The 19,660-nt window shown below is 58.2% G+C and carries 17 protein-coding genes; 9 read left to right on the plus strand and 8 right to left on the minus strand.

Going from position 1 to position 19,660, the window contains the following annotated elements; genetic code table 11:
• Positions 1–92: 92 nt before the first annotated feature.
• From ACR3EG_RS09180 to ACR3EG_RS09190, 3 genes are read right to left on the minus strand one after another with little or no spacing between them, the layout of a single operon-like run.
• Positions 93–569: a CinA family protein gene (locus ACR3EG_RS09180; protein WP_480495085.1), complete on the minus strand. Its 477-nt coding sequence runs from the start codon at positions 567–569 to the stop codon at positions 93–95.
• On the minus strand, positions 566–1,063 hold the full coding sequence (locus ACR3EG_RS09185; protein WP_480495087.1) for a phosphatidylglycerophosphatase A family protein: 498 nt from the start codon (positions 1,061–1,063) through the stop codon (positions 566–568). The genes ACR3EG_RS09180 and ACR3EG_RS09185 overlap by 4 nt, the downstream gene beginning before the upstream one ends.
• Entirely contained in the window at positions 1,060–2,190 is a 1,131-nt protein-coding gene (locus tag ACR3EG_RS09190; RefSeq protein WP_480495089.1) for a bifunctional 2-C-methyl-D-erythritol 4-phosphate cytidylyltransferase/2-C-methyl-D-erythritol 2,4-cyclodiphosphate synthase, read from the minus strand. Before ACR3EG_RS09190 ends, ACR3EG_RS09185 begins: the two co-directional genes overlap by 4 nt.
• A 183-nt stretch (positions 2,191–2,373) precedes the next feature.
• On the opposite strand from ACR3EG_RS09190, the gene dusB reads away from it, so the two are divergent.
• The 5 genes from dusB to ntrX all read left to right on the plus strand — a co-directional run bounded on the left by dusB (position 2,374) and on the right by ntrX (position 9,617).
• Complete coding sequence (gene dusB, locus ACR3EG_RS09195; protein ID WP_480495091.1) at positions 2,374–3,357, plus strand: tRNA dihydrouridine synthase DusB; 984 nt, start codon at positions 2,374–2,376, stop codon at positions 3,355–3,357.
• Positions 3,354–4,421 carry a two-component system sensor histidine kinase NtrB gene (locus tag ACR3EG_RS09200; protein WP_480495093.1) on the plus strand — a complete coding sequence of 356 codons (1,068 nt, stop codon included), beginning with the start codon at positions 3,354–3,356 and terminating at the stop codon, positions 4,419–4,421. The genes dusB and ACR3EG_RS09200 overlap by 4 nt, the downstream gene beginning before the upstream one ends.
• Before the next feature lie 34 nt (positions 4,422–4,455).
• On the plus strand, positions 4,456–5,823 hold the full coding sequence (locus ACR3EG_RS09205) for a response regulator (protein WP_209194488.1): 1,368 nt from the start codon (positions 4,456–4,458) through the stop codon (positions 5,821–5,823).
• 99 nt (positions 5,824–5,922) lie between these two features.
• Positions 5,923–8,211, plus strand: a complete 2,289-nt coding sequence (locus ACR3EG_RS09210; protein ID WP_170354344.1) for a sensor histidine kinase NtrY-like — start codon at positions 5,923–5,925, stop codon at positions 8,209–8,211.
• Positions 8,208–9,617: a nitrogen assimilation response regulator NtrX gene (gene ntrX / locus ACR3EG_RS09215; RefSeq protein WP_480495096.1), complete on the plus strand. Its 1,410-nt coding sequence runs from the start codon at positions 8,208–8,210 to the stop codon at positions 9,615–9,617. The genes ACR3EG_RS09210 and ntrX overlap by 4 nt, the downstream gene beginning before the upstream one ends.
• Before the next feature lie 12 nt (positions 9,618–9,629).
• On the opposite strand, the gene ACR3EG_RS09220 is transcribed toward ntrX, so the two are convergent.
• Complete coding sequence (locus ACR3EG_RS09220) at positions 9,630–10,109, minus strand: hypothetical protein (RefSeq protein ID WP_209194490.1); 480 nt, start codon at positions 10,107–10,109, stop codon at positions 9,630–9,632.
• 96 nt (positions 10,110–10,205) lie between these two features.
• On the opposite strand from ACR3EG_RS09220, the gene trkA reads away from it, so the two are divergent.
• The 4 genes from trkA to hflX all read left to right on the plus strand — a co-directional run bounded on the left by trkA (position 10,206) and on the right by hflX (position 14,757).
• Positions 10,206–11,582, plus strand: coding sequence for a Trk system potassium transporter TrkA (trkA, locus tag ACR3EG_RS09225; RefSeq protein WP_170354341.1), 1,377 nt, complete (start codon positions 10,206–10,208; stop codon positions 11,580–11,582).
• Positions 11,582–13,120, plus strand: a complete 1,539-nt coding sequence (locus ACR3EG_RS09230; RefSeq protein ID WP_170354340.1) for a TrkH family potassium uptake protein — start codon at positions 11,582–11,584, stop codon at positions 13,118–13,120. The genes trkA and ACR3EG_RS09230 overlap by 1 nt, the downstream gene beginning before the upstream one ends.
• 126 nt (positions 13,121–13,246) lie before the next feature.
• Positions 13,247–13,486, plus strand: coding sequence for an RNA chaperone Hfq (gene hfq / locus ACR3EG_RS09235; RefSeq protein ID WP_005982826.1), 240 nt, complete (start codon positions 13,247–13,249; stop codon positions 13,484–13,486).
• The gene (gene hflX / locus ACR3EG_RS09240) at positions 13,486–14,757 is read left to right on the plus strand and encodes a GTPase HflX (protein WP_480495099.1); all 1,272 of its coding nucleotides are present in this window, start codon (positions 13,486–13,488) and stop codon (positions 14,755–14,757) included. The genes hfq and hflX overlap by 1 nt, the downstream gene beginning before the upstream one ends.
• Before the next feature lie 3 nt (positions 14,758–14,760).
• Here the strand turns inward: hflX and ACR3EG_RS09245 are convergent, their stop codons facing one another.
• From ACR3EG_RS09245 to hemB, 4 genes are all read right to left on the minus strand, one after another.
• The gene (locus tag ACR3EG_RS09245) at positions 14,761–15,156 is read right to left on the minus strand and encodes a nuclear transport factor 2 family protein (RefSeq protein WP_480495101.1); all 396 of its coding nucleotides are present in this window, start codon (positions 15,154–15,156) and stop codon (positions 14,761–14,763) included.
• Positions 15,157–15,264: 108 nt separating this feature from the next.
• Positions 15,265–17,727 (minus strand): penicillin acylase family protein, encoded by a 2,463-nt coding sequence (locus tag ACR3EG_RS09250; RefSeq protein WP_480495103.1) that lies wholly within the window; start codon positions 17,725–17,727, stop codon positions 15,265–15,267.
• A gap of 169 nt (positions 17,728–17,896) precedes the next feature.
• Complete coding sequence (locus ACR3EG_RS09255) at positions 17,897–18,469, minus strand: lipid-binding SYLF domain-containing protein (RefSeq protein WP_170752849.1); 573 nt, start codon at positions 18,467–18,469, stop codon at positions 17,897–17,899.
• A gap of 136 nt (positions 18,470–18,605) precedes the next feature.
• Positions 18,606–19,607, minus strand: coding sequence for a porphobilinogen synthase (gene hemB, locus ACR3EG_RS09260; RefSeq protein ID WP_480495105.1), 1,002 nt, complete (start codon positions 19,605–19,607; stop codon positions 18,606–18,608).
• Between the last annotated feature and the right edge of the window lie 53 nt (positions 19,608–19,660).

Consider the following 19,660-nt stretch of genomic DNA (forward strand, 5'->3'; position numbering starts at 1 on the left):
AAAGAGGCAATCGTGAAAAAAGGCGCCCATTTATAGGGCTTTTGTTTAAGTGATGATTAAATGTGCGTCATGGTTGTAGGATTGCAAAATAATTAGGCGGTATAAGAAAGCGCATCTGACAACAAATTCAGCGCGTGATCGCGCGCAGCCAGCCGAACGGCGTCGCGGCCAAGTGCACCAAATTCCATGGTTTGCGTTTGGGTCAACTGCCCTGTAGCGGCGATTCCGAAGCAGACGCGCCCCTCGGGTTTGAACTCGGACCCACCGGGGCCCGCAATGCCGGTGATCGACACGGCCAGTTGCGCGTTGGAATGGTGCAGGGCGCCCTCGGCCATCTCAAGGGCAACTTGTTCCGAGACCGCGCCGTGCGCGTCCAGAGTCGCCGCCTGTACGCCCAACATCTGCTGTTTTGCGGCATTGGTGTAGGTCACGAAACCTCGGTCCACCACGGCCGAACTGCCGGGGATGTCAGTCAGCGCCGCGGCGACCATACCCCCGGTGCAACTTTCAGCGGTGGCGATCATCACTCCTTGCGCCTTGGCGCGGTCCAGCAGCGCGGCGACGGTCATAGCCCCAGAACCCCATGCGCAATCCCGGCCAGGATCAACACGCCGATGGCGGCAAAGACCCCGGCGATCACATCATCCAGCATCACGCCCATCGCATCCCCCTTGCGGTCGGCCCAGCCAACCGGGCCGGGTTTGGTAATGTCGAACAGACGGAACAACAGGAACCCTGCAACCCAGCCGGGCCACAGCGCCGTGATCTCGATCCCATGCGCCCATGAGGGGTAAGAGATCGCCCAAAGCGCGATGAACTGGCCTGCGACCTCATCTACGACGATCTCGGACGGGTCGTGGTCCTCTTGCCCTGCGGTCATCGCGCGGGTCGCCCAGAGCCCGCCAAAGAACACCGCAAACGTGGCGACTACCAGCAGGGGAAAACCACCCAGTGTATGAAAGACCCACGCCAAGGGCAGGGCGGCGAGCGATCCCCATGTGCCGGGCGCGGGGCGTAGATAGCCCACACCACAGACGGTTCCGATCAATTGTGCGGCGCTCATGATTTCACCAGACAGGCCGTGGCGAGCGAGGCAATGCCTTCGCTGCGGCCCGTGAAGCCCAGCCGTTCAGACGTTGTCGCCTTGACCGAGACCTGATCGGTCCGCAGTCCCATGATCCGGGCCATCTCGATCCGCATCGCCTCGGCGTGGGGGCCGATCTTGGGGTATTCGCAGACCAGCGTGCAATCGACATTCGAGATCGCGTATCCCATCGTCGCGGTCAGTTCGACCGCGTGGCGCAGGAAAATCTCGCTGGCGGCCCCTTTCCATTGCGGGTCCGAGGGCGGGAAGTGCTGGCCGATATCCCCCTGCGCCAGAGCGCCATAGATCGCATCCGTCACGGCATGCATTCCCACGTCAGCGTCCGAATGTCCCTGAAGGCCGCGATCATGCGGCACCTGCACGCCGCACAGGATCACATGATCCCCGTCGCCAAACCGATGCACGTCATACCCGTTGCCCAGCCTTACATCCATATTCGTTCCCAATATGCGTTCCGCCCGGGCAAAATCCTCGGGCCGTGTGATTTTGATGTTATCCGCATCGCCCGGCACGATGGCCACGTCCAGTCCTGCGGCGCGGGCAACCTCGACATCGTCCGCCGCGCCGCCCGCATGAGCGGCATGGGCCGCGACGATGGTGCTATAGTGAAAACCCTGCGGTGTCTGTGCGGCGAAAAGGCCGGTGCGATCCTGCGTGCCAGTCACCGTTTGTCCGTCTCCGGTCCAAAGCGCATCCGTGACTACCAAGCCGGGCGCGGCAGCGGGGCTGGCTTCGAGCGCCTGCAACACGTTGTGAATAGTCTGAGCACTGACACAGGGACGGGCGACATCATGGATCAGAACGCGGGTCACATCCAGATCGCTCAGGGCGGCCAGCCCATTGCGCACCGAACCCGGACGATCTGCGCCACCTGCGGTCAGGATCAGATCTGAAGCGGCAAATTCTTCCCAGACGGTGCTGTCCTCGGGCGACAGGACCAGCACGATGTGATCGACTTGCCCGCGAAACCGCTCAATCGTACAGTCCGCGACGCGGCGTCCGCCTAGCGGTCGCCATTGTTTCGGGATACCTCCTCCGGCGCGCAGGCCACGTCCTGCGGCAACGATTATGGCTGCGGTGGTCATGGGCGGTGTCTCCGATAAATTCGGGGCAATGTTTAGGGTGCGGTGAATGCAGAGGCAATCACCCGCGTTGGTCCGCCTAAAAATTAAGCAAGTGATGATTTTGCGGGCTTTTCAGCTGCCGTTTTGTTGTTCATATACGCTCAATTCGATATCTAAGTCGCAACTGCCCAAGGATTAAGCACGTTGACTCTTCAACTCGCAGACAAAGACCTGACCCCGCCGGTTCTACTGGCTCCGATGGCCGGAATCACTGACCGTCCGTTCCGCGATCTGGTGATGCGCTTTGGCGCGGGCATGGTGGTTAGTGAGATGGTCGCCAGTCAGGAAATGGTGCAGGCCAAGCCCGGTGTGCGCGAGCGCGCCGAGTTGTCGGCGGATGTAGAAAACACCGCCGTTCAACTGGCTGGGCGCGAGGCGCATTGGATGGCCGAGGCCGCCCGGCAGGTCGCTGATCGGGGCGCGCGGGTGATCGACATCAACATGGGGTGTCCGGCCAAGAAGGTCACGAACGGCTATTCCGGCTCGGCGCTGCTGAAAACGCCGGATCATGCGCTGACATTGATCGAGGCGGTGGTCGCGGCGGTTGATGTGCCGGTCACGCTGAAAACGCGGTTGGGGTGGGACGACAAATTATTGAATGCGCCGGACGTCGCGCGGCGCGCGCAGGAGGCAGGGGTGCAGATGGTGACGATCCACGGGCGCACGCGCTGTCAGTTCTATAAGGGGCAGGCGGATTGGCAGGCGATCCGCGCAGTGAAAGAAGCGGTCGATATCCCCGTCATCGCAAACGGAGATATCGTGGATTCCGGTGCTGCACGCACGGCGCTGGACCAATCGGGCGCGGATGGCGTCATGATCGGGCGGGGTGCTCAAGGTCAGCCTTGGGTTCTGGCGCAGGTCTGCCACGATCTTTATGGCGCGCCTGCGCCGGTGGTACCTCAGGGCGAGGACCTGATCGAGATGGTGCGGGCGCATTATCAGGCGATGCTGGGCTTTTACGGCACCGATCTGGGGCTGCGCGTCGCGCGCAAGCATCTGGGATGGTATATGGATCAGGCTGGTACGCCCGCAGCCTTGCGCCGCGCCGTTCTGACCTCTCGCGATACCGACGAGGTGATCCGCCTGCTGGGTGACGCCTTAAGCACTGAGGCGGAGGCAGTCGCATGAATTCGGACAAGAGTATTTGGACTTCGCTTCCGGTACCGGCCTTCATAATTGATGGCGATGATCGGATATCTGACGTTAATTCAGCAGGTGAAGGTTTCCTGAACGCTTCACGCAAATCGGTGATCGGGCACCCGGTTTGGGATCAGATTGCGGTCGACGCACCTCTGGAAGAGGCGTTCGAGCGCGCGCGGGCGCAGGGAACACCCTTGTTCGTGAATGATGTAGATGCGGGCTCAGGCAATCGTGCGCCGCTGCAATGCGCGCTGCAGATTGCCCCTTTGGTCGGGCATCCGGGGTCGATGATCATGATCATCTCACCGCGTGAGTTGGCGGGGCGGATGACGCGGGGCAATACCGTTAAATCGGCGGCGCAGTCGGCGATCGGCATGGCCGAGATGCTGGCGCATGAGATCAAGAATCCACTGGCTGGTATCACTGGCGCGGCGCAATTGCTGAGCATGAATATCTCACAGCAAGACCTTGAACTTACAGACCTTATCGTCGCTGAGAGTCGTCGTATCGTAAAGCTGTTGGAACAGGTCGAGCAATTCGGAAACCTGTCAGAGCCTGATTTCAAGCCAGTGAATATTCATGATGTTCTGGACCGCGCACGCCGGTCGGCCTTGCTGGGATTCGGCGCGCATATGAAAATCATCGAGGAATACGACCCTTCGTTGCCGCTGGCCTATGGAGACCCGGATCAATTCCTGCAGGTTATTCTGAACTTGTTGAAAAACGCGTCTGAAGCTGCTGATCCCAAAGGTGGAATAATTCGCATCAAGACGTATTTCGAACACTCCTTCCGACTTCGGCGCAGTGATGGTTCGGGCCATTCCCTGCCATTGCAGATCGAGATTATCGACGACGGGCCGGGCCTGCCCGAGAAAATCCGCAGCGATATCTTCGACCCGTTCGTGTCGGGCAAGGAAAACGGCACCGGCCTGGGGCTGGCGCTGGTGAGCAAGATCATCTCGGACCATGACGGCTGGATTTCCGCCGACTCGGTGCCGGGCCGTACGGTGTTCCGCATTTCGCTGAGGCGGGCACCGAAGGATGTAACGTAAGACAAAGCCGGAAAGAGCTTAAGGAGAGCACCAAATGGATGGAACAGTTCTGGTCGCAGATGACGACCGCACGATCCGCACCGTTTTGACACAGGCCCTGACGCGGGCAGGATGCAAGGTGCATGCGACCTCTTCGCTGACCACGCTGATGCGCTGGGTTGGTGAGGGCAAGGGGGATGTGGTGATCTCGGATGTCGTAATGCCGGACGGCAACGGTTTGGAAATGCTGCCAAAAATCGCTCAGGACCGCCCAGGTTTGCCCGTCATTGTGATCTCGGCCCAAAACACGATAATGACGGCAATTCAGGCGGCCGAGGCGGATGCTTATGATTATCTGCCCAAGCCCTTCGACCTGCCGGATTTGATGAAGCGTACTGCGCGTGCGCTGGAGCAGAAACAGCGCGTTCAGACTGAAGTGGCGGAACCTGCCGACGAGCGTCCGGAAGAATTGCCTTTGGTCGGACGGACACCGGTAATGCAAGCGCTTTATCGGTTGGTTGCACGGGTGATGAACACCGATCTTTCGGTCATGATATCTGGTGAAAGTGGAACGGGTAAATCGCTGATTGCAAGGGCAATTCACGATTTCTCGGATCGTCGGACGCTGCCATTTGTAACTGCAACTGCGGCCGATCTGCGGGATCTGGAAGGCCCCGCGCGGGTGATGGCGCGTGTGCGTGGCGGCACGTTGCTGATTGATGAAATTGCCGATATCGAGGATGAACTGCAGGCCCGTATCGTGCGCATGATGGACACGCCCGGCGATCACGTCCCGCGCTTTATGGCAACCAGCCAGTCCGACCTGACCGAGGCGATGGAGAGTGGGCGCGTGCGTCAGGATCTCTATTACCGTTTGTGTGGTGCGACCATTCATGTGCCAGCATTGCGGGAACGGGTGGACGACATCACCTTGCTGGCCGATCACTTTCTGGCACGAGAAGAACGTGAACACGGCACCAAGCGCTGGCTTAGCGCAGACGCGGTGGAACTGGTTCGACGCTATTCCTGGCCGGGTAACGTGCGGCAGCTTGAAAACGCAATCCGCCGCCTGAGCCTGACCAGCCGCGCCGATGAAATCTCGAAAGCCGAGGTTGAGATGGTGCTGGGCAGTCAGCCCGAAGCTGAACCTGTCTTGGGTGACGGCGAGCGCGAAAAACTATCGGCTTCGGTTGCGCGTCATCTGAGGCGGTATTTTGATCTGCACGGTAATTTGCTGCCACCTCCGGGTCTGTACCAACGCATTCTGCGCGAGGTCGAGGCCCCGTTGATTGAATTGGCGCTGGATGCAACTGGTGGAAATCAGGCAAAATGTGCTGATCTTCTGGGGATTAACCGGAATACGCTGCGGAAAAAGATTACAGACCTCGATATTCAGGTGACACGCAGGCGTAAACTGATGTAATATGGCCACACAATGCGTGGCATCCGGGTTCTGGCCCGGCAAGGACCACGAAATATGGCGGTTAGCCGCGAAAGCGGCGCATCAGGATGAGGGCAGACGGTGGCATCCCGAGCACAGAGCGGGCTGATCCTATCGATTAATCGGTGGCGAAAATCCCGAAAGCTGCGCAATTTTAGCACCTTGGGTCTGGTTCTGCTGGGCCCTGCTTTGGCGTTGGCGACGTATCTTGTGATCGGCCCCTTTGACCTTGGGGCTTCTGCGCCAACTCTGCGGCTGATCCTGCTTGCAGACTTGGTCTATGTACTGGTCGTTGCGGCGCTTGTGCTCAGTCAGGTTGGCACGTTGATTGCGGCACGGCGTGCGAAATCCGCGGGCTCGCGCCTGCACCTCAGACTGATCGGCGCATTTACGCTTTTAGCGTTGGTTCCAACCGTGACAGTTGCCATCTTCGCCGGATTGACGGTGAACATCGGACTTGAAGGCTGGTTTTCAGACCGTGTTCGGCAGGTTGTGGGCTCATCTCTCACGGCCGCTGAAGCTTACGAGCAAGAGCACCGCGAGGGCTTGACGCAGGACGCCACAGTTCTTGCGCGATTCTTGGACAACTCACGCGCAGTGGATTTCTATATCTCGGACGCCGAATTGCGGTCTGTGTTGGCACAGGGACAATCTCAGATTCAGCGTGGTCTGCGCGAGGCTTATGTCATCGACGGCAGTGGCGAGATCAAATCGCGCGGCGACAGGTCGTACCTGTTCAACTACGAAGCTCCGACGCCAGAGCAACTGGTCGAAGCCGCTGATACGGGCCTTTTGATCATTGCAGATTGGCAGAACAGCGAATTCCGGGCGTTGGTTCCTCTGCGCGCCTTTCTGGATCGATACCTTTATGTAAGTCGCGAAGTCGACGGGCAGTTGCTGACCTTGCTGGACGACACCAAGGAAACGGCACAGTTCTATCAACAGCTTGAAAGCGACCGGGGCCGGGTTCTGTTCGAGTTTGGTCTTTTATATCTTGGCTTTGCGGTCATTTTGATCCTTGCTGCGATGTCTTTGGGAATGTGGTTTGCCGAGCGCCTCTCGCGCCCGGTGGGGCGGTTGACAACGGCGGCCCAAAGGGTTGGTGCGGGTGATCTGAGCGTTCAGGTGATTGAAGAGGCCAGCGATGATGAGATCGCGATGCTGGGCCGTTACTTCAACCAGATGACACGGCAGCTGAAAGGTCAGCGCGATACTCTTCTTGAGAATACGCGGCAAATCGAGCGCCGCCGGCGATTGTTTGACTCGGTTCTCAGCTCGGTCACGTCCGGGGTTGTCGGCGTAGATCCGGACGGTTGCGTAACATTCGTGAACCGCTCGGCTGAGCGGTTGCTGGACTGGTCGCGTGGCGAAGAACACTTGGCCATCGGCATTGCCGTTCCTGAATTCCTTCCCCTGTTCGAAACGCTGAAGGACAGCGGTCAGGAAGCGGTTCAGGGTGAGGTCAAGGTGACCCGTAAAGGGCGCTTGGAAAACCTGTTGGTACGTATGGCCACCCGCCGCGGCGAGGACGGTGGACTTGAAGGATACGTGGTTGCATTTGACGACGTAACCGATCTGGTCAGTGCGCAGAGGTTGGCAGCCTGGGGGGACGTGGCGCGCCGCATCGCGCATGAGATCAAGAACCCTTTGACCCCGATCCAACTGAGCGCGGAACGGATCAAACGCAAATTCTCGACCAAGCTGGATGAAGAGGATTGCGACAAGTTGGTGTCGATGACGGATGTCATCGTGCGTCAGACTAATGATTTGCGCCGGATCGTCGATGAATTTTCGAAATTCGCCCGGATGCCCGAACCCGAGCGGCGCGAGGAAAACATTGTCGAGCTGGTGCAAGAAGCGGTCTTGTTGCAGCAATCGGGACAACCGGATGTCGAGATTCTGGCCTCTTTGCCAGACCAGCCCATCCAACTGGATGTGGACGCGACAATGTTGAACCAGGCTTTGACGAACCTGATCAAAAACGCGGGTGAAGCTATCGAAACGCTGAAAAGAAAGGGCGCACCCGACAATCTGAAGCCACAGATAAAAGTGGACGTGACGCCCGATGACGCGGGTACGGTGATAACGATAGCAGATAACGGAATAGGTTTACCGGAAGACAGGGCGCGATTGTTCGAGCCCTATGTGACCACACGAGATGAGGGGACGGGCCTTGGCCTGCCCATCGTTAAGAAAATAATCGAAGAACATGGCGGTGCACTGACTTTGGAAGATGCACCGGTATTTGACGGACAGGACCATTTTGGCGCGATGGCCGTGATCCGGTTGCCGGGGGGCAATTTCCCCCAATCCTCGGCGCCACAAAAGCAGGCAATTAAAACAAACAAACTGAAAGCAGGCCAAAGATGAGTGACATTCTAATCGTAGATGACGAACGCGATATTCGCGAGCTGGTGTCCGACATTCTGGAGGACGAAGGCTATTCAACCCGGCTGGCTGGCAACTCGGACGAGTGCATGGCCTCGATCAATTCCGAGCCGCCGGGTCTGCTGATTCTGGATATTTGGCTGAAGGACAGCCGTATGGACGGGATCGACATTCTTAAGGCGGTCAAGCGCGACAATCCTGATGTGCCCGTGGTGATCATTTCGGGTCACGGGAACATCGAGATCGCCGTCGCAGCGATCAAGCAGGGGGCTTATGACTTTATCGAAAAGCCCTTTAACATTGATCAGTTGATGGTTGTGATCCGTCGCGCGATGGAAACCTCGCGCTTGCGCCGCGAGAACGCCTCGCTCAAGCGCAAGGAGGTCACGAATTCCGACATGATCGGCAAGTCCGCCTCGTTCCGCGCGATGCAGGGACAGTTGGACAAGGTGACCAAGTCGAACGGTCGCGTCATGCTCAGCGGTCCTGCCGGATCCGGCAAAGAGATCGCAGCGCGGTACATTCACGCCCATTCGAACCGGGCAAACGCGCCATTTGTGACGGTCAATTGCGCCGGTATCGAACCAGAGCGTGTGGAAGAGGTTCTATTTGGCCGAGAATCATCAGAGCGCGGCGTCGAATCCGGATTGCTGGAAGAGGCTCATGGGGGCGTTGTCTACTTTGACGAGGTTGCCGATATGCCGTTGGGGACTCAGTCCAAGATCCTGCGGGTGCTGGTCGATCAGCAATTCCAGCGTGTTGGCGGGTCAGATAAGGTGCGGGTAGATCTGCGTGTCATTTCGTCGACCAACAAGAACCTCGACGAAGAAATTGCGGCAGAACGGTTCCGCGAAGAGCTGTATCATCGCCTGAATGTTGTTCCGATTGACGTGCCCTCGTTGGAGGATCGGCGCGAGGACATTCCGGTTCTGGCGCAACACTTCATAGAAATGTGCAATGAGACGCAGGGTCTGCCGGTGCGCGAGATTTCGGATGAAGCCGTGGCTTTGTTGCAAACCATGACTTGGCCGGGCAACGTGCGTCAACTGAAGAACTTGATCGAGCGTGTGCTGATCCTTGGGGATGGGACCGGCCCGATTGAGGCCAGAGAACTGCCGACCGAGGATGAAAAATCCGACGACTCCGGTCGTGTGGTTTTGTCGGGTGCACTGGCAACTCTGCCGCTGCGCGAGGCGCGCGAGGCGTTCGAACGTGAATATCTGCTGACGCAGATCAACCGGTTTGGCGGCAATATTAGTCGCACCGCCAGCTTTGTCGGGATGGAACGCAGCGCGCTGCATCGCAAGTTGAAGTCGTTGGGCGTTGTGACATCGAACAAGTCGGGTGCGCGGGTTGCGCAGATTGACGAACCTGAGCCGGCGGAATAATCCGCCGGGTCTTTAACCCGCCTGGCCAGGTGTGATGATCTGGAAAGAGCCATCGTCAAATTTGACGAAACAGGACTCGGTGCTCAGGGGTGGTAGTTCGGTTGTGCGAACGGCGGGCACGCGGCTTTTAACGCTTTGCTTACAAGGCGGCAGGCTGATCGGGCGATAACCTTTGGCAGCCATGCACTGTGCTTCGACTGTGTTGCGCAGGCCTTGGTTGACATCGACTGTGTAGATCTGACCAGGTTGCCACCAACCGCCAGTGCGGTGGCATCGGCCGCGGCTGTCGCAATATGTTCGTCCCGGCCAATAAGTCGGCGGCCCCTGACGAACTTGATTGGCGACTGGCGCATCATTCAGGGCCTGCACCTGACATTGCGTCGTCTCGGTCTGCACGCGCGATACACTTTCGCCCTCGCGATAGTACATCGACAATGGTCCGCATGCGGTCAGGACTGTCAAAGGAATGAGTAAACGAATTACTGTTTTCATGGACTTAGAATGCCCTGACCTTTGGGATTTTACAATTCAATTGACCACTTCGGGACCATCTGTCATTCAAAACGTTCAGGCAGAAGGGCCCACGATATGAAGGTCATCATTTGCGGCGCTGGCCAAGTAGGCTGGCAGATTGCACGGCATCTGTCGGGCGAATTGAACGACGTGACGGTAGTGGACAATAACCCTGATCTTGTCCGCAGGGCTACTGAAACGCTGGACGTTCAGGGCATTGCCGGCTTTGCCAGCTACCCGGATGTCTTGGAACGCGCTGGTGCGCGCGATGCCGAGATGATCATTGCCGCGACCCATTCGGACGAGGTGAACATGGTCACCTGTCAGATGGCGCATTCCGTTTTTTCGATCCAGCGCAAGATTGCGCGTTTGCGGTCAAAATCCTACCTGCAAGCTATTCACTCAGATCTCTACCGTCGGGATCACCTGCCGATAGACGTCGTAATCAGTCCCGAGCGCGAGGTGGCCGCTGCCGCCATGCGCCGCCTTTCGGCGCCTTCGGCTTTCGATACCGAGATGTTCATGGATGAGAAGGCACAGCTTTTGGGCATCCGTATCGATGAGGATTGCCCGATCGTGAACACGCCCCTGAGGCAGCTGACGGATCTGTTTTCGACGCTCAGTTCCATCGTTGTCGGGGTGCGGCGCGAGGGTACGTTGTTTGCGCCGGAATCCGAAGATCAGCTGTTCGTTGGTGACGAATGCTATGTCTTTACCAATGTCAAAGACGTGGACCGCACGATGGAGGTTTTCGGCAAAGCGCAAAGGAAACAGGATCGCGTGGTGATCGTTGGTGGCGGCAATGTCGGGCTGGAAGTCGCGCGCACATTGGAAGAACGCGAAAGTCGTGTCCGCGCCAAGATTATCGAGCGGGACCGCAGTTGTGCAGAACAGGCTGCCGAAGCATTGGAGCGGACAATTGTTCTGAACGGCGATGGTCTGGACGCTGCGCTGCTGCGTGAGGCCGGGATCGAACGGGCGGATGCCATGCTGGCCGTGACGGATGACGACCGGGCCAACATGCTGGCTGCCGTGCGAGCCAAAGCTGAAGGATGCGCATTGGCGATTGCTTTGATCAATGACCCCAGTATGGTTGCGCTGATGGGGCCGCTTGGCATTGATGCATATATCAACCCGCGCGCGACAACGGTCAGTTCGATCCTGCGCCATATCCGGCACGGGCGGGTGCGGCAGGTCTATTCGATTGGGGACGCCGAGGCCGAGGTGATCGAGGCCGAAGTCCTCTCGACCTCTCCAATGGCCGGGCAAAGGCTGCGCGACATTGACTTCCCCGAAGGTGTTCTGGTGGGTGCGGTCCGCAAGGGTGATGAGTTGGTGCGTCCCTCGGGCAGTCTGCGGATCGAGGAAAAAGACGTGGTCGCGATCTTTGCAATGGCCAAGGATGTGCCAGAGGTCGAGCGCTTGATGCAGGTTTCGATTGATTTCTTCTGATGGCGCGGGTTGTTGCACATCAGATCGGACTGGTGCGGCGCTTGCCGTTGTTCTTGTTGATCTGGGGCATCGCCGCGGTGTCGATGTGGATACCTGCGGCTTATGCGCTGGCTTTGAATGATCATGATACCTCGCGGTCGTTCTTCTACTCTGGATTGCTTGGTTTGTTCGTGGTGGCCACGATTGCGTTGGCCTCATCCAATCGTATTCCTCGCCGGGGAACTCTTGGGCAATTGGCCGTGCTGCTGGCATGTTTCACGGTGCTGCCACTGTTTCTAGCGGTCCCGCTGCATGATGCGATGGGGAACACGACTTTTCTGAATGCTTATTTCGACATGGTTAGCGCGATGACGACCACGGGGGCGGATATCTTCCCTGACCCTGAACGGTTGAGCGCCCCTCTGCATCTGTGGCGGGCCCAAGTAGGGTGGATGGGCGGGTTGCTGATGTGGATTTCGGCGGCGGCCATTCTTGCGCCGTTGTCGCTGGGCGGGTTCGAGGTAACGGCCCGTGGTCAGCCGGGACGCCCTGTGACGGGCGTGGCGCAAAGTGAACGTGTTGATCCGCGCGGCCGTCTGATCCGCGTAACCCGGACGCTGACCCCGGTTTATGCCGGGTTAACGCTGGTGATCTGTTTGTTGCTGCTGATAACCGGGGAAACCGGCCTGACCGCGATTTGTCATGCGATGTCCACGATGGCGACGTCGGGTATCTCTCCGGTTGGGGGATTGGAAGGAGCGCAGGCCGGGATCACTGGTGAGGCGATCATCTTTCTGTTCCTTTTCTTCGCGTTGTCGCGTCTGACGTTTTCCACCGATACGGCAACAACCGGGTATTCGCGGTTGGACAAAGACCCCGAGTTCCGGATCGGCCTTATGATCGTTGTCGCGGTCGCCGCACTGTTGTTCACCCGCGTTTGGGCCGGAGTGAATGAAATCGGCAACCAACTGACGCCGGTTCAAGCGCTCAGTGTGATCTGGGGTATGGTTTTCACAGTATTGTCCTTTTTGACCACCGCTGGGTTCGAAAGTGCAAACTGGAACGATGCGCAACAGTTGTCTGGGTTGGGAACTCCGGGTCTTGTTCTGTTGGGAATCGCGCTGATTGGCGGTGGTGTCGCGACCACAGCCGGAGGGGTTAAGCTGCTGCGTGTGTTTGCTCTCTACCTGAACGGTGCGCGCGAGATCGACAGGCTGATCTACCCGTCTTCTGTTAGCGGGCTCGGGGGCGGAAATAAGCGCATCCAAAGCGACGGCGCCTTTATTGCGTGGATCTTTCTGATGATGTTCGCGTTGACGGCTGCATTGTTCAACTTGTTGTTGGCAGCAATGGGCGCGGGGTTCGAACAGGCGATGGTTTTGACCGTTGCCGCCCTTAGCACTACGGGCCCTTTGATCGAGTTGGCGACTGACGTGCCCATCAGACTGGTTGATCTATCGGGGGGCGCAAAGCTGACAATGTGCGCCGCCATGGTGATTGGACGACTTGAGACACTGGCAATTATCGCCTTGATCACACCGTCCTTGTGGCGGGACTGAGAATCAACACTCGTGTTAATGATTGATTTTTCATCTGGAAACTCGGTTAACGACACTCCATACTCCGCCAGAGGGAGCGCGTTGGTCCGCAGCGCGTAGCAAGAACAATGGCGAGTTTATAAAAATATGGCTTCGGACAGACAGAATCTGCAGGACGCGTTCCTGAACAATGTACGTAAGGCAAAGGTCCCGGTCACAATCTTCCTGATCAACGGTGTGAAATTGCAAGGTGTGATCACGTGGTTTGATAACTTTTGCGTGTTGTTGCGCCGCGACGGACAGTCGCAGCTGGTTTACAAGCATGCGATCTCGACCATCATGCCATCACAGCCGATTAACCTGTATGAGGGCGAAGACGCCTCTTGATGGAACATGACAGGACGCGCACCCGCGCCTGGGTGCTGCATCCGGAAATCAAGTCAGATGAACAGCGCCGTGTCCCCGAACCGGCGCTGGCAGAAGCGGTTGCTTTGGCCGCTGCTTTGCCCGACCTTGACGTGGTCGGGTCAGAAATCGTGCGCTTGCCGCGGGCGCAGGCCGGTTTGTTGTTCGGCAGTGGCAAGATCGAAGAACTGGCCGAGCGGCTGCATGACAACAAGATCGAACTGGTGCTGATCGACGGTCCGGTGACGCCTGTCCAACAGCGCAACCTTGAAAAGGCGTGGAAAGTCAAAATCCTCGACCGGACGGGACTGATCCTCGAGATTTTCAGCGACCGCGCCCGAACACGTGAAGGTGTTCTACAGGTCGAGATGGCCGCACTCAGCTATCAACGGACACGATTGGTACGCGCCTGGACCCACCTTGAACGACAGCGGGGCGGTTTGGGTTTTGTCGGCGGTCCGGGTGAGACCCAGATCGAGGCTGACCGCCGTGCGATTGACGAACAACTTGTTCGCTTGCGGCGGCAATTGCAGAAAGTTGTCAAAACCCGCACCCTGCATCGTGCGGCCCGTGCCAAGGTGCCGTATCCGATTGTGGCGCTGGTGGGCTATACCAACGCGGGCAAGTCCACTTTGTTCAACCGTCTGACCGGTGCCGAAGTGATGGCCAAAGACATGCTGTTTGCCACGCTTGATCCAACTATGCGCCGGGTTGAACTGTCTGATGGTCCCGAGGTGATCCTGTCGGATACGGTGGGGTTTATCTCGAATCTGCCGACCGAGCTGGTGGCTGCCTTTCGCGCCACGTTAGAGGAAGTTCTGGGTGCCGATATCGTCGTCCATGTCCGCGACATCAGCCACGAAGAGACTGAAGCACAAGCGCAGGATGTCGAAACCATCCTGACGTCTCTTGGGGTCGAGGATAACCGCCCGCGTCTGGAAGTCTGGAACAAGATTGATCTGTTGGACCCCGAGGAACGCGAAGCAGCTGTTGCCCGTGCGGATCGTGACCCTGAGGTTTACGCGCTTTCGGCGGTCACAGGAGAAGGGGTTGGCCCGCTTTTGGCCGACATCGCGACCAAGCTTCAAGGCGTGCGACACGAAATGACGCTATTGCTGGGCTATGCCGAGGGGGACAAGCGGGCATGGTTGTTCCGTCAGGACGTGGTTCGGGCCGAAAAACAGACCGAGGATGGTTTCGAACTGACCGTTCTATGGACGGACAAGCAAGCCGCGCAATTCGCAGCGCTTTAGGCGTTATTTCCCGTCGATCTGGCGTTGATAATCGTCGGCGTCGCACCATCTCAGCGAGGTTTTCACCTTGTGGTCCTCGGTCAATTCCCACTCTTCCCAGCCGCGGGCGATGACATGGTTGCCGGTTTGCGCGTGATGACCTTCCAATGTCCAAACAAAGATGGCGTGACTTCCTGCCCATCGCATCATGTCGCAGCGCACCTCGAGGTCAGGAAAGTCTGCGTAGAACCCGCGCGCCATTTCAGCAACTGCGGCCGGTCCGACAATCGGCTCTCCTCGGTTTATCGTGATTTGCCCGTCAGGAGCGTAAAACCGCGCCACTTCGTCAGGGTAGCCTGAACTCCAGGCAATCGCATAATCGCGCGCGAGATTGTTCAACCTATCCCGAATGCTGGCCATAAATACCCCCAAACCAAATGTCTTTGCCTTAGGGGAGGGTACGGCAAAACCACCGCTTTCGTCCACGTAAGCTGAAAAAAGGGGCAAGGTCTTGCCGAACAGGGGAAATTAGCGTGGGATCAGGTTGGTAACGCCGACCGCAGCCGCGCGGGCGAGATCAAGGTCCAGTGACATTGGAATATACTCTCCGCGGCGCCACAGTTGGGCTTGATCATCATAATAGCGGGATAGAAAATGACCCGACTGACCAGTTGCCGTTATAAAGACCGAGCTGTCGGGGTCGGCAAAATCATAGACGCCCCGATATCCTGCACCATGAACGTTCTGGAACGGGTCCGGCCCTTCGCCCGAGGTGCGCCCGCGTAGCAAAGTATTGTCTCCGCCGCTGGTGGATTGGCGGATATTGACAAAGAACCGCAGAACCGGGACCGAGCCCAGAACCGGGTGATCATGGGTCGCCTGATGCGCATCGCCCCAGCGTAAGGATTGCAGCGCGCCGCCGTATTTCTCGGTGATCCAGATCAGCGCATCATCCAGTGCAAGGCGGGCCATATCACTACATGTTTCCGTTGGTGCGCTTTGCCGAACGTCGCACCAGACCGCCGCGCCATCAATGTTCCGATAGACGCGTTCAATGAACAGCGGCTCGACATGTTTAAACTCTGCCGCGATCGGCCCCAATTCGTCCGAGATCAAACGGATCTGAAGCGCCCGCAGCCACGCCGCATAGATCAAAGGTTCAGGCAGATGTTCGTTCATCTCGCCATTCCACTCGGCCAACAAATTAAGTGCAATCTGACGTTGCCGTTCCGGTGTACCTTCGGGGGCCGAAGCTCCGGTGAACCACAAATCTGCCCCGATCAGCGGCAACAGGGACCGCGCAGTGAAGCTTACGGTGTCCAGCTGTGCCTCGATAAAGCTGTCGCGCGTATGGACCTCGCGCGATTGCATCAGCCTTTCCCATCTGTGAATGCGTTGGGTATCGCCCCATTCATACGACACATGTCGCGGGAAAGGGCGGTTGATCACCTTGTTGTTGGTATTACCTAATATACCGCCTGCAGGGGCCACGAATTCGGGGTTATCGCCATAGGGCAGACGTCCCTGCCAGCGGTTCTCGTTCAGCCAACCCGGTGTCGGAATGCGTCCCCGGCTTTGGTTTCGCAGGTCGCGGCGGGGCATCGCGCCGATCAGTTTCATACCAATGGTATCCGTATCGACCAGCGAAAGGTTCTGGGACGGAGCAATGAAAAGCTCGGCCGTGTCAATCGCCTGTCGCACTGTGTCCGCATTCATCAGCGCCATTGAAGCCGACATCGAGGTATCCTGCGCGCTGAGCGCAGTCCACGACAACGACGTTACATGCCCCGGAGGAGTGATGGCTCCCAAGTCAAAGTCACTGCCGGGCAGGACAGGTCCGTTCTCTGTCCATCGCAAAGTCAGTGTAATGGGCGCTTCGTCCTTTATTTCTATGATCGATGGACGGCTGCGGAACTGTTTGAAACCGTCGTGCGTCAGGTATTCTTCGGGGTTGTCGGGGTTGAGCTGTTCGATATGTATGTCCTGGTCGTCCAGATAGGACGATGTCAGCCCCCATCCCAGACGATCGCTGCGCCCGGTCATGATTGCAGGAACGCCGGGGATGCTTGCCCCGATCACGCCACCCTTGGCCAGCTGCAGCCGGGCCAGATACCAAATGCCTGGCGCTGTAAAGCCCAGATGCGGGTCATTGGCCAGCAAGGTGCCCCCGATGGCCGAACGTGAAGGTGCGGCGCTCCAGGCGTTTGAGGCTCCGGCCAGTCCGCGCTCGGGAAATGGGGATAACGGGGTATCGGGCTTTGGGGTGCCCGCCGCGTAGCGGGGAACGCCGGGAAACAAAGTTGCGTATTCGGGTAGGGCTGCGATCCCCGACCCCGGAACATCGGGTAAAATATCAGCCAGTCTTTCGGCATCGTTCAGCATTAGCGATGTGCGCGCCCGCAGCACCTCATCCTCAAGATGTCCGGACAGTTGCAATGCCATCAGCTTGATGACCGCTAGGCTGTCGCCGGGTTGCCAAGGAGAGACCGGCGCGTTGAACAGGAACATCTCGGGTGCGCCGCGACCCAACGCGCTTTCGTTGATCTCGGCCAGACGTGCGTTTACCCCCGAAGCATACGCCCGCAGGGCTGCTTTGGTATAGTCGTCCTGAACCGTGACCGAGCGATGGGCCAGCCCGTACAGGTCCAGTCTGCGCAACAGTTTGTCGATGTGAACGGTGCGCGCGCCAAAAACCTCGGATAAACGTCCCTGTGCGGTTCTGCGCAGCACGGTCATCTGCCAAAGCCGGTCCTGAGCATGCGCATAGCCCAGCCCAAAGTACACATCCGGGTCAGTCGTACCCAATATATGAGGAACATTTGCGGTGTCGCGGACGATCTCGACCGGGGCTGTCAGGCCCTGAACTTCGACCGTCTGATCATATTCCGGCAAGGATTGACTGGCCAGAAAATACACCAGCAGGACAGCGGCCAAAGTTAACAGAACGAGGCCCGATGCGATACGCACCAGCCAGCGAAATACTATAGCCATCTGCGGTCCAATTTCCTGTTCATCCGTCGAGTGGCGCAAGAGTAAAGGAACCCATCGCGAACCGAAAGAGCAGCGCGGGCAGTTTGTTCCACCGCGCCGTTACGAAAAGCAAACCCCGCCACTGACCGGGGTCAGGGCGGGGCGAAACCGGGGGTCTCCGGTTCGGGTCTTAAGGAATGACCCGTGTGTATTTGGTGCCTTCTACGGTGGCGCCAATCTGCAGGCCGGCTTGGCCAAATACAGCAGCTAACACCGGCGAGCGCAGTGTCGTTGTGTCGGTCGACAGGCTATCGCCCTGATCGCTGACCACATAGCCGATATCGGCCCCAGCGGTCCAACCGCTGGAACGGCGGAAATCGTTTAGCGCGTCTTGCGTCATGAAGAACAGGACATGTGCATATTGCTGCGCCCCGATCTGCAGCCCGGCGGTGCCTTTGACCGCCGAGTAATAATCGACAGTGGCGCCGTTGATACGCAGTGCGCCGCGGCCATATCCGCCACCAAATACAAATCCGGCTTCGGTGATCAAAGGCATGACCAGCATGCCGTTGGCCTTTTCGGCGATCTCGACCGTGTTGGGGTAGCGCGCGTACATTTCGGTCAAAGTCGCATCGACACGCGCATCAATCGTGGCTGCGTTCGAATTGCCGACACCGTTGCCGCAAGCGGCAGTCAGGGTCAGGCCGGCCATGCCAATGGCAAAGCCACGACGGCTTAGTCGGGGGGAGTTGGAACTGCTCATGTTTTTTCTCTGTATAACTGCCTGAATTGTCGGGTGTTCCCGATCTTATCTGCAAGGATACGCTGATTGATTCTGTGTGTCACGGGAAAGCTGGCCCCGTACTGATCACAATCGGCGAAAATTCGCGACAATATGTCTATTGCCCTTGCAACAGCTTGGCGACTGCCGGTGCGAAATAAGTCAGGATGCCGTCACACCCCGCGCGTTTGAAGGCAAGCAGGCTTTCCAGCATCACTTTTTCCCCGTCGATCCACCCGTTCTGCGCCGCGGCCTGAACCATCGCGTATTCGCCCGAGACCTGATAGGCGTAGGTCGGTGCCCCGAAGGTGTCCTTTACTCGGCGGCAGATGTCCAGATAGGGCATCCCGGGTTTGATCATCACCATATCCGCGCCTTCGGTCAGGTCGCGTTCAATCAACCGCAGGGCCTCGTCCGAGTTTGCCGGGTCCATCTGATAGGTCTTTTTGTCACCGGTCAGCGCGCCTGAGGCACCCACCGCATCGCGGAACGGACCATAAAAGGCGCTGGCGTATTTGGCAGCATAGCTCAGGATCATTACATTATGGTGCCCTGCCGCTTCCAACGCCTGACGCATCGCTCCGATCCGACCATCCATCATGTCCGAGGGGCCGATAATGTCTGCTCCGGATTCGGCCTGCGCGAGTGTCATTTTGACCAATGCTTCGACGGTCTGGTCATTCACAATCTCGCCATCTACGACATAGCCGTCATGGCCATTGATGTTGTAGGGGTCCAGCGCCACGTCGGTCATTACTGCGATATCAGGCGCAGCTGCCTTGATGGCCCGTATTGCCCGATTGGACAGATTGTCAGGGTTCCAGGCTTCGGCACAGTCCTCGGTTTTCAGGCCGGGATCGGTGTAAGGAAAGATGCAGATTGCCGGGATTCCAAGCGCCTGTGCCTCGACAGCGGCCTTTGCGATCAAATCGACCGAACGGCGGACCACGCCGGGCATAGATGGTACGGGCTCTTCTACACCTTCTCCGTCGCGGACAAAGACCGGCCAGATCAGATCATCCGTGGTCAAAGTATTCTCGCGCACCAAGCCGCGTATGGCTGGCGATTGACGGGCCCTGCGAAAGCGGGTCAGGGGATAGGGGGCGATGGTGGGTTTCATGTCGCACTCTCCTTGAATATTCCCGCATTGGGTGGCATGAATTCCGCGTAGTC

The sequence above is a fragment of the Ruegeria sp. AM7 genome, from assembly GCF_056535965.1.

Bases quoted from the DNA above. Each gene is read 5' to 3' on its own strand.
- ntrX (WP_480495096.1), top strand. From the start codon at position 8,208: ATGAGTGACATTCTAATCGTAGATGACGAACGCGATATTCGCGAGCTG.
- hemB (WP_480495105.1), bottom strand. From the start codon at position 19,607: ATGAAACCCACCATCGCCCCCTATCCCCTGACCCGCTTTCGCAGGGCC.
- ACR3EG_RS09255 (WP_170752849.1), bottom strand. From the start codon at position 18,469: ATGAGCAGTTCCAACTCCCCCCGACTAAGCCGTCGTGGCTTTGCCATT.
- ACR3EG_RS09220 (WP_209194490.1), bottom strand. From the start codon at position 10,109: ATGAAAACAGTAATTCGTTTACTCATTCCTTTGACAGTCCTGACCGCA.
- ACR3EG_RS09200 (WP_480495093.1), top strand. From the start codon at position 3,354: ATGAATTCGGACAAGAGTATTTGGACTTCGCTTCCGGTACCGGCCTTC.
- ACR3EG_RS09185 (WP_480495087.1), bottom strand. From the start codon at position 1,063: ATGAGCGCCGCACAATTGATCGGAACCGTCTGTGGTGTGGGCTATCTA.
- ACR3EG_RS09245 (WP_480495101.1), bottom strand. From the start codon at position 15,156: ATGGCCAGCATTCGGGATAGGTTGAACAATCTCGCGCGCGATTATGCG.
- hflX (WP_480495099.1), top strand. From the start codon at position 13,486: ATGGAACATGACAGGACGCGCACCCGCGCCTGGGTGCTGCATCCGGAA.
- ACR3EG_RS09250 (WP_480495103.1), bottom strand. From the start codon at position 17,727: ATGGCTATAGTATTTCGCTGGCTGGTGCGTATCGCATCGGGCCTCGTT.
- hfq (WP_005982826.1), top strand. From the start codon at position 13,247: ATGGCTTCGGACAGACAGAATCTGCAGGACGCGTTCCTGAACAATGTA.
- ACR3EG_RS09190 (WP_480495089.1), bottom strand. From the start codon at position 2,190: ATGACCACCGCAGCCATAATCGTTGCCGCAGGACGTGGCCTGCGCGCC.
- trkA (WP_170354341.1), top strand. From the start codon at position 10,206: ATGAAGGTCATCATTTGCGGCGCTGGCCAAGTAGGCTGGCAGATTGCA.
- ACR3EG_RS09230 (WP_170354340.1), top strand. From the start codon at position 11,582: ATGGCGCGGGTTGTTGCACATCAGATCGGACTGGTGCGGCGCTTGCCG.
- ACR3EG_RS09180 (WP_480495085.1), bottom strand. From the start codon at position 569: ATGACCGTCGCCGCGCTGCTGGACCGCGCCAAGGCGCAAGGAGTGATG.
- ACR3EG_RS09205 (WP_209194488.1), top strand. From the start codon at position 4,456: ATGGATGGAACAGTTCTGGTCGCAGATGACGACCGCACGATCCGCACC.